Below are 12,102 nucleotides of genomic sequence, written 5' to 3' on the forward strand. Positions count from 1 at the left end.
ATCCACCGGTTTTGTCGCGCTCCCGCGCATCGTTGACGGCATCAACTCGACAGCGCCAGCCGGCGGCACCAGCCCGCTCCGAACGGTCAACGCACCGCCGGCCGTGCACCATCACGTGATCACGCGGGCGCCGGTCGCTCGTATCCCCGTCTATGCTTCACCGGCGCGCGAGCCTGACGGGGGCGGACATGATTGACGCGGTCTTCTTCGACGTTGGTGGGACGATTCTCGACGAGTCTCACGAGTTCGCTGCCTGGGCCGACTGGCTCGGCGTCCCCCGGCACACGTTCTCGGCGGTCTTCGGTGCGGTGATCGCCCGGGGTCTGAACTATCAGGAGACGTTCCGGGTCTTCCGGCCCGATTTCGATCTCACGACGGAGCTGGAGTGCCGGGCCGCTGCCGGCCAGCCGGAGTCGTTCGCCGAGGAGGACCTCTACCCGGACGCGCGGGGATGCCTGGAGTCCTTGAGGGACCAGGGTCTGTTCGTGGGCCTGGCCGGTAACCAGCCAGCTCATGCGGAGGCGACCCTGCGCGCCCTCGACCTCCCGGTGGACGTGATCGGCACGTCGCACGGGTGGGGCGTGGCGAAACCGGCACCGGCGTTCTTCGAGGGGGTCGTCGCCGCGGGCGGTGGCGTCGCGTCGTCGATCCTGTACGTGGGCGACCGGCCCGACAACGACGTGCGCCCGGCCCTGGAGGCTGGCATGAAGACGTGCCTGATCCGGCGTGGCCCGTGGGGGCACATCCTCGACCCCGCCACGGTGGCCGAGCGGTGCCTGTTCCGGGTCGACTCGCTGGACGAACTCCCCGGCCTGGTCGCGAAGCACAACGCGGCCGGCGGTTGACCCGCCGGCCGCGCGAAACGTGCGGTCCCGGTGGCCGCCCGCCGAGGGCGGCCACCAGGACGTTGATCAGGTCAGCGAGCAGGCCGCTCCGTTGACCGTGACCAGGCCGGGGCTAGGGTTGGCGCCGCCGCCGGTGGTCGCGTTGAAGCCGAACGTCACAGTGCCACCGGGCGCGATCTTGGCGTTGTACGACTCGTTGCGCGCGGTCACCGTCGCGCCGGACTGGGTGACCTTCGCCAGCCACGCCTCGCGGACCCGCTGGTCACCGGTGAACGCGAAGCGCACGCTCCAGCCGTTGATGGTGGTGGCGCCGGTGTTGCGGACGGTCAGCTGGGCGGTGAACCCGGTGCCGCCCTGCCAGGCGCCGTAATTGGTGTAGCCCACCGAGCAGGTGCTGGGCGGCACCGCGCCGGCGTCGCCCTGGTCGGCCAGGAACGAGGCGATCCAGGCCAGCGCCGAGTTCCAGTTGATCGCCACCTCGTTGGTCGAGTACGAGTTGATGTCGTCGACGTAGCAGAACATCGGCGCGCAGCCGGCGAGCAACTGCGCCACGAACGGGTCCTGGAGGGCCGCGTTCGGGCCACCGGCGAGGGAGCCGGCGGGCGGTCGGGGCAGGTTCGGGTCGAGCTGGTGGCCGAAGATCCGGCTGTGCTGGTTCTGCGCGGCGTGCTCACCCCACCCGGTGACGTAGGAGATGTTCAGGGCGTTGCGACCGAAGATGTAGTCCATCGCCTGCACGGCGCCGTCGCGGTAGACCGGGTTGCGGGTCAGGTCGAACGCGGTGGCCAGCACCACCGCGTTGTTGATGACGTTGCTGTTGCCACCCCAGAAGTAGCTGTTGGCGTCACCGGGCATCGGCAGCCCGTACGCCTGACGACGCAGCTCGGCGAGGTACGCGTCGGCGGCGGTGGTGACCGAGGCGCGGACCCGGGCCAGGTCGGCGGCGGGCAGCCCGTTCGGCACGGTGGCCAGGTCGAGGCGGCCCAGCGCGGCCACGCTCTGCCAGCCGAAGCCCCGGGCGTCGAACACGTTCCCCGTGTGGTGCGGGGAGGCGGTCAGGTCGGTCAGGTAGTTCTGCGCCCCGGTGGTCAGGTACAGCTCGGCCGCCGCCCAGTAGAACTCGTCGGTGACGTTGCTGTCGTCGTACGCGCCGCCGCCGGTGCCGTCGGTCGGGCTGGCGTACACCGCTGGGTGGGCCTTGGCCGCGGCGTAGGCCGTCTTCGCGGCAGTGCCGCAGCGGGCCGCGAACGCCGCGTCGTAGGGGGCGAACAGCCGGGCGCACTGGGCGGCGGTGGCGGCCAGGTTGAGGGTGGCCGCGGTCGACGGCGGGTGTAGCTCGCGCCGCTGCGGGTCGTCCTGCGGGGCGAGCGGCAGCCCGGTCCAGTTCTGATCGTGGATCTTGTGGTGGACCATCCCGGCGAGCGGCTTGCCGGCAGGCACCTGCATGCGCAGCAGGAACTCCAGCTCCCAGCGGGCCTCGTCGAGGATGTCCGGCACCCCGTTGTCGCGCTCGGGCACCCGCAGCGTGCCGTCGGCGAGTTCCGCGCCGCCGTTGGCGGTGGCGGCCGTCTTGGTCCGCTCGAAGGTGTTCAACAGTTGGTAGGTGGCGATGCCGCCGTTGACCACGTACTTGCCGTGGTCGCCGGCGTCGTACCAGCCGCCGCGCACGTCGAGGGAGTAGTCGCAGACACCCGGCTGGCAGGGCACGCTGGTGTCGCCCTGGTTGGGTGCGACGCCGAGGTGGCCGGCGGGCCGGGCGTACTCGTCGCCGATCAGGTCGCCGTCGATCGCGATGCCGCTGCGCTGGGCGTAGAAGAACTGCAGCGAGTCGGAGCGCAGCTGGTCGTAGAGGGTGCCGGAGATGTCGAACGGGTGGCTGGTCTCGCCGTCGACGGTGAGCGTGAGCCCGGTGCCGGGGGTGCGGTAGCTGGAGAAGTCGACCGTCTGCACGTTCTGCCCGGAGGCGGCGTCGACACCGCGAGCGGCGGTGGTGCCGCTGGCCACGACGGCACCGGCGGCACTGCGCAGCTGCCAGGGCAGCGGTTCGGTGGACTCGGTGACGACCGTGGCGTTCTTCGGGCCGCTGGGCAGGTAGCCGACCTGGTTGACGCGTACCCGCGGCCCGGTGTCCGGCACGTACGGCTCGGGGGGCTCGCCGCCGCGCAGCGAGACGTCGTCCAGGCAGATGGTCTGCGCCTGGGCGGCGCCGCCGACCTGGAAGATCAGTTGGGCGTTGGGGTTGTTGTCCGGGACGGTGAAGGTCTGCTCGACCCGCTGGGCGGTGCCGGTCGCGGTGGCGTCCACGGCCGCGTACGTGGTGTACGGGGCGCTGCCGAGCTGCAACACGGCCTTCACCGCGGCGCCGGGAGTCGCGGAGACCGAGAAGCCGAGGGTGTATTCGGCGCCGGCGATCAGCGGCACGCCGTCCTGGCCGATACCGGCGTCCCACGGGTTGGCCAACCCGCCCGCGACGGTGGTGCAGAGCCGGCCGTCGGTGACCGCCAGCGGGCCGGTGCCGAAGGAGAACCAGGGGCTCACGCCGGCGCTGAAGTCGCCGTTGTCGATCTGCTCGGGGGCGTCCGGTGGTGGGTCGGCGTGGGCCGCGCCGGCGCCCGCGCCGGTGAGGGCCAGAGTGGTCGCCGCGACCAACAAGAGGCGGCGTCGGGATGGCGTCACGGGGAGTCCTTCCGGGACGGAAAGTGGGACGGTGGTGGTGACACAGTGGTGCCAGGACACCTGGGAGCGCTCCCAGGTGTCGGCTCGATGTTTCCAGCGCCAGCACTCCCTGTCAATTGATCTGATTGGATGGGTTCTGGCATTCGACGAGGGCGGTCAGTCCGGCGGGTGCGCGCGACGCGCCGCCGCGCGGACGTGAGATTGGCCGCGCCACGCGCCGTCGTCCTGATCTCCTAGAGACAACTGCGCCCTTCGCCTGGCAGGCTGCCTCCCATGACCCTGAAGCTGCGTTCCGTGGGAACGAGCGACCGTGGGCTGATCCGCAGCGGAAACCAGGACGCCCTGCACGCCGGCACCTGGCTCGTCGCCGTCGCCGACGGCATGGGCGGGATGGCCGCCGGCGACCTGGCCAGCGCCCTCACCATCGACGCGGTCGCCCCGCTGGACGTGGAGACCCCCGAGGACGCTCTGGTGGCCGCGCTCGAGGGTGGCATCGCGCTGGCCACCTCCCGGATCCGGCAGGCGGTGGCCGAGGATCCCGAGCGCCAGGGCATGGGCACCACCCTGACCGCCCTGCTCTTCGCCCGTACCGGCAGCTGCCTGGCCCTCGCTCACGTCGGTGACTCCCGGGCGTACCTGTTCCGGGAGGGTGTGCTCAAGCAGATCACCCGGGACGACACGTTCGTCCAGATGCTGGTGGACCAGGGCGTGATCACCGCGGACCAGGCCAGCAGCCACCCGCGCCGTGCCGTGGTCACCCAGGCGTTGCAGGGCGACGAGGTCTCCCCGTCGTACGCGACGATGGTGCCCCGGGCCGGCGACCGGTGGCTGCTGTGCAGCGACGGACTTTCCAACGTGGTCCGGCCGGACACCCTCACCGAGGTGCTCGGCGGCTACCCGGACCGGGACGCCTGCGCCGGCAAGCTGATCGATCTGGCCCTGCACGCCGGCGCGCCGGACAATGTCACCGTCGTGGTGGCCGACGTCGTCGAGGAGTAGGCCGCCGCTCAGCGCCGACGGGGTGTGGCGTGCCGGGTGGGTGTCGCCGTTGCCGGGTCCTCCGGCCACGGGTGCCGGGGGTAGCGCCCGCGCAGCTCGGAGCGGACCTGCGGATAACCGGTACGCCAGAACGACGCCAGGTCGGCGGTGACCGCCACCGGCCGACCGGCGGGGGAGAGCAGGTGCAGCAGCACCGGCACCCGAGCGTCGGCGATGCGGGGGGCTGCCGGCCAACCGAACGTCTCCTGGAGCTTCACGGCGAGCACCGGCGCGGCCGGGTCGCTGTAGTCCAGCCGGATCCGAGACCCACTCGGCACCTCGATCCGCTCCGGGGCCAGCTGGTCGAGACGGGCGGCCTGCGCCCAGGGCAGCAGCCGCCGCAGCGCCGACGACACGTCCACCCGCGCCAGATCGGCCCGGCGCCGGGCGGCGGCCAACTCGGGGCCGAGCCAGCTCGGCGCGGCGTCCAGCAACGCCGCGTCGCCGACCTCCGGCCACGGATCGCCCAGGTGGTGCCGGAGAAACGCGAGCCGCTCGCGCAGCGCCCGCGCCGCTGGCGTCCAGGGCAGCAGTCCCAACCCGTCCTGGCGCAGGCCGGTCAGCAGCGCCGCAGCCACCTCCGCCCGGTCCGGTCGGTCCAGGCGTCGCTGGACCAGCTCGATCGCGCCCAGCCGGGTCACCTCCCGGGCCACCACGTCCCCGCCGGACCAGCCGACCTCGCGGCCGGTGCGCAGCAACGGGCCGGCCGCCTCCCGGGCCGTCGCCTCGTCCACCGGACAGGCCCGGCGGATCCGCGCCGACGGCGCGCCGGGCGCACGGTCCGCGACGGCCACCGCCAGCCAGTCGGACCCGGCCAGCGCCGAGCCGGCCGCCAGTTCCGCGGCGGTCCCGCCGGTCATCAGGTACGCCGAACCACCGGTCCGCCGCACCCGGGCCAACCGTTCCGGGTACGCCAGACCGACGAGCAGCCCGGCGGCGAGATCGTCACTCAGGCCACCCGGGCCGGGGCGGTCGGTCGAGTCGGCGTGACCCTTCGGCGGCGCGCCGGGCGGCAGCGCGACGCGCAGCCGGCGTACCTCGGTGCGCCAGCGGGCGGTCGCGCCCGCGTCCACGCCGGCCCGCAGCCGACGCCAACCGGCGACCAGGTCGTCGCCGGGGCCGGCCGCGCTCTCTTCGGCGAGCAGGGCGACCACCTCGGCCGCCCGATCGGCGCCGACCCGACCCGCGCCGTCGAGCAGCGCCCGAGCCAGCCGTGGGTGCGCGCCGGCGGCGGCGATCGCCCGACCTCGAGCCGTGATCCGGCCGTCGCCGTCGACCGCGCCCAGGGTCGCCAGGGTGTCCCGGGCCACCGTCATCGCGGCGGCCGGCGGCGCGTCGGGCAGCGCCAGCCCCACGCCGTCCGGCTGGCCCCACGCGGCCAGCTCCAACGCGAAACCGGTCAGGTCGGCGGTGGCGATCTCCGGCTCGGCGCGGGCGGGCAGCCGCTCATGGGTCGCCGCGGACCAACACCGGTAGACGTACCCCGGGCCCTCCCGGCCGGCGCGGCCGGCCCGCTGGGTTGCGGCGGCGCGGGAGACCGGCACGGTGACCAGCGCGCCCAGCCCACGGGCCAGGTCGATCCGGGGTACCCGGGACAGCCCGGCGTCCACCACGACCCGCACGCCCGGAACGGTCAGGCTGGTCTCGGCCAGCGCGGTGGACAGGACGACCCGTCGTCGGTCGGCCCGACGCAGCGCGGCGTCCTGCTCGGTGCCGCGTTGACGGCCGTGCAGCGGCAGCAGCGCGACCGCGTCGCGCAGGTCGCCGAGCCGTCCGGTGACCGCCGCGATCTCGCCCGACCCGGGCAGGAAGACGAGCACGTCGCCGTCCTGCTCGCGCAGCGCCCGCCGGACGGTGGCGGCCACGTGGTCGAGCAGGGCCCGGTCCACCGGCCCGGCCCCCGGCGGGGCGATCGGGCGGGCCGGGGGCGACCAGATCCGCTGTACCGGGTGCAGTGCCGAGTCGGCCCGTACCACCGGAGCCGGGGTCGGCCCGCCCAGCAGCGCAGCGAACCGGTCGGTGTCAGGGGTCGCCGACATCGCGAGCAACCACAGGTCCGGCCGAAGGGTGGCCCGCGCCTCCACGGTGAAGGCCAGCGCGAGGTCGGCGTCGAGTTGGCGTTCGTGGCACTCGTCGAGCAGCACGGCGCCCGTGCCGGGCAGCTCCGGGTCGTGGTGCAGCCGGCGGACCAGCAGACCGGTGGTGACCACCTCGATCCGGGTGGTCGGGCCGACCCGGCGCTCGCCGCGGACCGCGTAGCCGACGCGTTCGCCGACCCGCTCGCCGAGCAGCTCGGCCATTCGCCGGGCAGCGGCGCGAGCCGCCACCCGACGGGGTTGGGCGATCACCACCCGACCGGTCACCCGGTCGGCCACCGCCAGCGGCGCGAGGGTGGTCTTGCCGGTGCCCGGCGGGGCCACCAGCACACCGGCGCCGGCCGCGTCGAGTGCCGCGACCAGCGCCGGCAGGACCGGGCGAACCGGCAGGTCGAGGGTTACGTCGGAGAGCACGGCCCAGTCTCGCACCGGTGCGGGCACCTCAGCGGCGACGGACCTCGCCGACACTGAGCACGAAGGCCCGCCAGGCGGGGGCGCCGAAGGCGAGCACCGGGCCGGAGCGGTCCTTGCTGTCCCGGACGGCGACCTGACCGTCGACTGTCGCGACCTCCACGCAGTTGCCATTGCCGCTGCTGCGCGTGCTGGTGCGCCAGTCCGCCCCGGTCAGGTCGTACGCCGTCATCCGCGGTACCTCTCGTCTGCGTCGGCGTGCCGCAGACGCGGTCACGCAAAGTTACGAGAAGCCTGCTCAAGACGGGTCGCCGACGCCGTCGGATCGAGCGCCATCCGGCACAGCTCCTCGTGCAGAAGGCTATACCCGAGCACTTGATCGGCATCCTCCAGAGCCAGGCCCATCGTGAGGTTATCCAGGTAAACCACGGACGCATCGGCGGCATCGGCGAAGTTGAGGATCACGTACGGGGTGCTCATCGCGGGATGCCCGCCGGCCGCGAAGGGAAGTACTTGAATTGTCACGTTGGGTAGCTGTGCGATCCGGCTCATGTGGACCAGTTGTTCGGCCATCACCGCGGTGCCGCCGACCGGGCGCAGGAGCACCGCCTCATTGACAACCACCGATAGGTTGACCGGGTTCTCGCGGTGCAGCACCTCCTGTCGGTGCAGCCGAGCGGCGATCTTGCGTTCCAGGCCCTCCTCGCCGGCCGTGCGCCGATAGATCTCCCGGGCGTACGCCTCGGTCTGCAGCAGCCCCGGCACCGACTCGGCCTCGTACGTGCGCAGCGCCGCCGCCTCGGCCTCCAGCCCGACGTAGAACTCGAACCACTCGGGGAGGACGTCGCTGTAGTTCTGCCACCAGCCGCGCTGCTGTGCCCCGCGAGCGATCTCGATCAGCGCCTCGGCGTCCGAACCGGTCACCTGGTAGAGCGCGAGCGCGGCGCGGACGTCGCGCGGCTTGATCCCGATCTGCGCGGTCTCGATCCGGGAGAGGTTGCTCTTCGACATGTCGAGCTGACGAGCTGCCACATCGAGGGTCATGCCCGCGCGTTCCCGGAGTTGGCGAAGCTCCCGCGCGATGCGTCGGCGGCGCACGGTCGGGCTGGCGGCGGGTCGGATGGTGGGAGTGGCGGTCACCGTCCGAGTCTGCCACGACAAGATCCGCAGGTCGCGCCTGCACGGAGTGCAACTTTCAAATCTGGGAGTTGCGTTGCAGTAGCTGTCGGTGCATCCTTTCCCGGTCGCGCTCACTGTGGACACACCTGTGCGGGAGGACCGTTGCTCATCGCCGACGAGTTCTTCCTGATCGCCCACAACGACAGTCGTGGCAAGGCCAAACTGCACCCGGCGGCGACCGGGCTCGGGCTCGCCGGCGGGCTCCTCGGCGAGCTGATCCTTTATGGACACATCACCGTCATGGCCGGGCGGGTCGCCGTCATCGACCGGCGCCCGCCGGCGGACGCGCTGGCGCACACCGTGCTGGACCAGTTGGTCGGCGAGTCCCAACACCAGGAGCTGCGTACCTGGCTCAGCTTCCTGGCGCAGAGCGCGACGACCTCGGTCGGGGAGCGGCTGGCGCGTGCCGGTGTGCTGCGCCGCCAGGAGACTCGCCGGCTGCTCCGCAGCACGGTCAGCTACCTGCCGATCGACCTCAACGCGGTGGCCTGGCCGGCCACCCGGTTGCGGGCCCTGCTGGACCGACCGGACCCGCCCGGCGTGCCGGACGCCCTGCTACTCGGCCTGGTCGTGGCCGCGGGGCTGACCCGCGAGGTGCTGTGGAGTGCCGGCCCCCGCGCGCACCACCGGCTGAACGTGCTCATCCCCGCGCTGCCGGCGCCCCTCAAGGAACTCGTCGGGCACACCGAGGCCGCAGTCGGCGCCGCCGTGCTGCGCGGCATCCCCTGATCCCCCGGTAACCCAACCCCTCCCCTCGACAATCGGAGTAGTCGTATGCCCCCGACATCGACAGTCGACCGACCCAGCAACGTCTCCGAAGCCCTGGCCCGAGGCCGCCTCGGCATCCCGTCGGTGATCTTCTTCGTCCTCTCCGCCGCCGCACCGCTGACCGTGGTGGCCGGCGTCGTCACCACCGGCTACGGCGTGATCGGGGTGACCGGAATCCCGCTGGCCTTCCTGCTGATCGCTGCGGTGCTCGCGCTGTTCTCGGTGGGTTACGTGGCGATGTCCCGGCGGGTGGAGAACGCCGGCGCCTTCTACGCCTACATCTCCCGGGGCCTCGGCCGACCGGCCGGCGTGGGCGCCGCCTGGGTCGCGCTGCTCGCGTACAACGCGCTCCAGGTCGGGCTGTACGGGACCATCGGCGTGGCGGCCGAGCCGGTGCTCGACCGGATCTTCGGCGGGCACCCGCACTGGGCCGTCGTGGCCCTGGTGGCGTGGGCGTTGGTCGGCCTGCTCGGCCTGCTCCGGGTCGACCTCAACGGCATGGTGCTGGCCGCGCTGCTGATCGCCGAGGTCGTGGTGATCCTCGTCTTCGACCTGGGACAGATCGGCAACCCGGCCGACGGTCAGGTCAGCTTCACCGCGTTCTCGCCGGACAACCTCTTCGTGCCGGGTGTCGGCGCGGTGCTGGTGCTGGCCATCCTCGGCTTCGTCGGCTTCGAGTCCGCGGTGGTCTTCAGCGAGGAGAGCAAGGACCCGAAGCGGACGGTGCCGCTCGCGACCTACCTCTCGGTGGCGATCATCGCCGGGTTGTACGCGCTGTCGTCCTGGACCATGACGGTCGCCGTCGGGCCGGACCAGATCGTCGCCGAGGCCGGTGAGCAGAGCGTCGGGCTGATCTTCAACCTGGCCGCCGCGCAGCTCGGTGACACCGCGGTCACCATCGGCCAGGTGCTCTTCCTGACCTCCGTGCTCGCCGCGATGATCTCGTTCCACAACACCACGGCCCGCTACACGTTCGCGCTCGGTCGGGAACGGGTGCTGCCCGCGGTGTTCGGGCGGACCTCGGCCCGCAGCGGGGCACCACGGGCCGCCTCGGTGGCGCAGAGCGCCCTCGGTCTGCTGGTCATCCTGCTGTACGCCCTCAACGGCTGGGACCCGGTGGTCCAGCTGTTCTTCTGGATCGGCACCACCGGCGGGTTCGGCGTCCTGCTGTTGATCGCCACCACCTCGGTCGCGGTGATCGCCTACTTCGCCCGCTCCGGCGGCGGCGAGACTCTCTGGCGGCGGGCCATCGCACCCGGCCTGGCCACCATCGCGCTCTTCGTGATCATCTGGTTCGCCGTCGCGAATTTCGCCAACCTGCTCGGCGTCGCGCCGGACTCCACCCTGCGTTGGGCGCTGCCGGTCGCGTACCCGGTGGCTGCCGTGCTGGGCATCGGGTGGGCACTGCTGCTGCGCAGCAACCGCCCGGACACGTACGCCCGGATCGGTCTGGGCGCGGCGAGCGCCACCGCTGCCGTCCGGCCGGAGGCGCCGGCCAGCGTGGAGGCGACCCGATGAGCGTGGTCATCGAGCGGCTCGGCCCGGAGGAGACCGCCCTCGTGGCGAGTCGGATCGCCGAGGCGTTCACCGCACTGAGGGTGACGTCCTGGCTGGTGCCCGACGCGAGCAAGCGGGAGGCCGTGCTGACCGGAGACTTCGAGATCCTGGTCGAGCACGCGATGCGGCACGGCATGGTGCACGCCACCGCGGACCGGGCCTCGGTCGCGGTGTGGTTCCCGTCGGTCGGCGAGCCGACGCCGCCGCCGGCGGACTACGACGCCCGTCTGGCCGCAGCCTGTGGCGAGTGGACCGACCGGTTCCAGCACCTCGACGAGCTGTTCGCGGCGAACCACCCGCATCCGGCTCACCACCACCTCGCGTTCCTGGCGACCCGGCCAAACCGGCAGGGTCAGGGGCTGGGCAGCGCGCTGATGCGGCACCACCACGCCTGGCTGGACGCCAACGCGATGCCGGCGTACCTGGAGGCGAGCAGCCCGCGCGGCCGGGACCTGTACGCGAGGCACGGCTACCTGGCCGGCGAGCCGTTCCGGGTGCCCGACGGCACGCCGTTCTGGCCGATGTGGCGGGAGCCCGTCAGCCGCTGACGCAGCCCCAATGGAACGTTCCGTGGCCGCACTGTCACGCTCGCGTGACAGTGCGGCCACGCCAGAGGGCCGGGTCCGCCGGACCCGGCCCTCTGGTCGTGAACTACTCAGTACGTCCCGTCGAGCTGGCCGCGCAGCTTGGTCAGCGCCCGGGTCAGCAGGCGGGAGACGTGCATCTGCGAGACGCCGATCTGGTCGGCGATCTGCGACTGGGTCAGGTTGCCGTAGAAGCGGAGCGTGAGGATCTTCTGCTCGCGCTCGTCGAGGGTGGCCAGTGCCGGGCCGAGGGCGACCCGCAGCTCGGCCAGCTCGAACTCGTTGTCCTCGCTGCCAAGCATGTCGCCCAGCTCGGTGGCGCGCTCGCCGTCGCCGGTCGGGGTGGACAGCGACACGGCGTTGTACGCGCGAGCGCCCTCCAGGCCCTCCAGCACCTCTTCCTCGGTGAGCTTGAGGTGGGCGGCGATGTCGGCGACCGTCGGCGAGCGGCCGAGGGTCTGCAACAGCGAGCTGTTGGCGTCGGAGATGGCCAGCCGGAGCTCCTGGAGCCGGCGGGGCACCCGGATGTCCCAGGTGCGATCCCGGAAGTGCCGCTTGAGCTCACCGATGATGGTGGGAATCGCGTACCCGGCGAAGTCGACGCCGCGCGAGGGGTCGAACTTGTCGATGGCCTTGATCAGACCGATCGCGGCGGTCTGCGCCAGGTCGTCGTTCGGCTCACCGCGCCCGCTGTAGCGGTGGGCCAGGTGGTTGGCCAGCGGCAGCCAGGCCTCGATCGCCCGGTCCCGCAGTGCGGCGCGCGACGGGTGGTTGGTGGGCAGCGCCGCCATCGCGTTGAGCAGGTCGGCGGCGCTGTCGGTGAGAGCGCGCGGATCGAGCTTGGTGGTGGCCTTGACGGCGGTGCTCGGCTGCTCGGTGATCGTTGGCGCGGTCATGGGTGGTCCTCCCTGCACCTCGTCCGCGGACAAAAAGACGTGACGCTTTGGT

The 12,102-nt window shown here is 72.5% G+C and carries 10 protein-coding genes; 5 read left to right on the plus strand and 5 right to left on the minus strand.

Annotation, left to right across the window (positions count from 1 at the left end; genetic code table 11):
* Positions 1-188 precede the first annotated feature (188 nt).
* Entirely contained in the window at positions 189-845 is a 657-nt protein-coding gene (locus ACIBF8_RS04800) for an HAD family hydrolase (protein ID WP_396781024.1), read from the plus strand.
* Between the two features lie 66 nt (positions 846-911).
* Here the strand turns inward: ACIBF8_RS04800 and ACIBF8_RS04805 are convergent, their stop codons facing one another.
* Complete coding sequence (locus ACIBF8_RS04805) at positions 912-3,521, minus strand: glycoside hydrolase family 9 protein (RefSeq protein WP_396781025.1); 2,610 nt, start codon at positions 3,519-3,521, stop codon at positions 912-914.
* A gap of 273 nt (positions 3,522-3,794) precedes the next feature.
* Here ACIBF8_RS04805 and ACIBF8_RS04810 point away from each other — a divergent pair, with 273 nt between their 5' ends.
* Entirely contained in the window at positions 3,795-4,520 is a 726-nt protein-coding gene (locus ACIBF8_RS04810) for a PP2C family protein-serine/threonine phosphatase (RefSeq protein WP_396781026.1), read from the plus strand.
* A gap of 8 nt (positions 4,521-4,528) precedes the next feature.
* On the opposite strand, the gene hrpB is transcribed toward ACIBF8_RS04810, so the two are convergent.
* Genes hrpB through ACIBF8_RS04825 form a run of 3 tightly spaced genes read right to left on the minus strand, consistent with a single transcriptional unit; the run spans position 4,529 to position 8,164 of the window.
* Positions 4,529-7,069 (minus strand): ATP-dependent helicase HrpB, encoded by a 2,541-nt coding sequence (hrpB, locus tag ACIBF8_RS04815; RefSeq protein WP_396781250.1) that lies wholly within the window; start codon positions 7,067-7,069, stop codon positions 4,529-4,531.
* A 28-nt stretch (positions 7,070-7,097) separates the two neighbouring features.
* Complete coding sequence (locus tag ACIBF8_RS04820) at positions 7,098-7,298, minus strand: DUF397 domain-containing protein (RefSeq protein WP_396781027.1); 201 nt, start codon at positions 7,296-7,298, stop codon at positions 7,098-7,100.
* Between the two features lie 41 nt (positions 7,299-7,339).
* A complete protein-coding gene (locus ACIBF8_RS04825; protein WP_396781251.1) occupies positions 7,340-8,164 on the minus strand; it encodes a helix-turn-helix domain-containing protein in 825 nt (274 codons plus the stop codon).
* Positions 8,165-8,347: 183 nt separating this feature from the next.
* On the opposite strand from ACIBF8_RS04825, the gene ACIBF8_RS04830 reads away from it, so the two are divergent.
* The 3 genes from ACIBF8_RS04830 to ACIBF8_RS04840 are packed head-to-tail and all read left to right on the plus strand — an operon-like array spanning position 8,348 to position 11,118.
* Positions 8,348-8,974: a GPP34 family phosphoprotein gene (locus ACIBF8_RS04830; RefSeq protein WP_396781028.1), complete on the plus strand. Its 627-nt coding sequence runs from the start codon at positions 8,348-8,350 to the stop codon at positions 8,972-8,974.
* A 45-nt stretch (positions 8,975-9,019) separates the two neighbouring features.
* Positions 9,020-10,531 (plus strand): APC family permease, encoded by a 1,512-nt coding sequence (locus tag ACIBF8_RS04835; RefSeq protein WP_396781029.1) that lies wholly within the window; start codon positions 9,020-9,022, stop codon positions 10,529-10,531.
* Positions 10,528-11,118 (plus strand): GNAT family N-acetyltransferase, encoded by a 591-nt coding sequence (locus ACIBF8_RS04840; protein WP_396781030.1) that lies wholly within the window; start codon positions 10,528-10,530, stop codon positions 11,116-11,118. Before ACIBF8_RS04835 ends, ACIBF8_RS04840 begins: the two co-directional genes overlap by 4 nt.
* Positions 11,119-11,225: 107 nt before the next feature.
* Here ACIBF8_RS04840 and ACIBF8_RS04845 read toward each other — a convergent pair whose 3' ends face one another.
* A complete protein-coding gene (locus ACIBF8_RS04845) occupies positions 11,226-12,050 on the minus strand; it encodes a SigB/SigF/SigG family RNA polymerase sigma factor (RefSeq protein WP_396781031.1) in 825 nt (274 codons plus the stop codon).
* Positions 12,051-12,102 lie beyond the last annotated feature (52 nt).

The sequence above is a fragment of the Micromonospora sp. NPDC050276 genome (assembly GCF_044459545.1).
GTDB lineage: Bacteria > Actinomycetota > Actinomycetes > Mycobacteriales > Micromonosporaceae > Micromonospora.

Bases quoted from the DNA above. Each gene is read 5' to 3' on its own strand.
- ACIBF8_RS04800 (WP_396781024.1), top strand. From the start codon at position 189: ATGATTGACGCGGTCTTCTTCGACGTTGGTGGGACGATTCTCGACGAG.
- ACIBF8_RS04810 (WP_396781026.1), top strand. From the start codon at position 3,795: ATGACCCTGAAGCTGCGTTCCGTGGGAACGAGCGACCGTGGGCTGATC.
- ACIBF8_RS04820 (WP_396781027.1), bottom strand. From the start codon at position 7,298: ATGACGGCGTACGACCTGACCGGGGCGGACTGGCGCACCAGCACGCGC.
- ACIBF8_RS04835 (WP_396781029.1), top strand. From the start codon at position 9,020: ATGCCCCCGACATCGACAGTCGACCGACCCAGCAACGTCTCCGAAGCC.
- ACIBF8_RS04840 (WP_396781030.1), top strand. From the start codon at position 10,528: ATGAGCGTGGTCATCGAGCGGCTCGGCCCGGAGGAGACCGCCCTCGTG.
- ACIBF8_RS04845 (WP_396781031.1), bottom strand. From the start codon at position 12,050: ATGACCGCGCCAACGATCACCGAGCAGCCGAGCACCGCCGTCAAGGCC.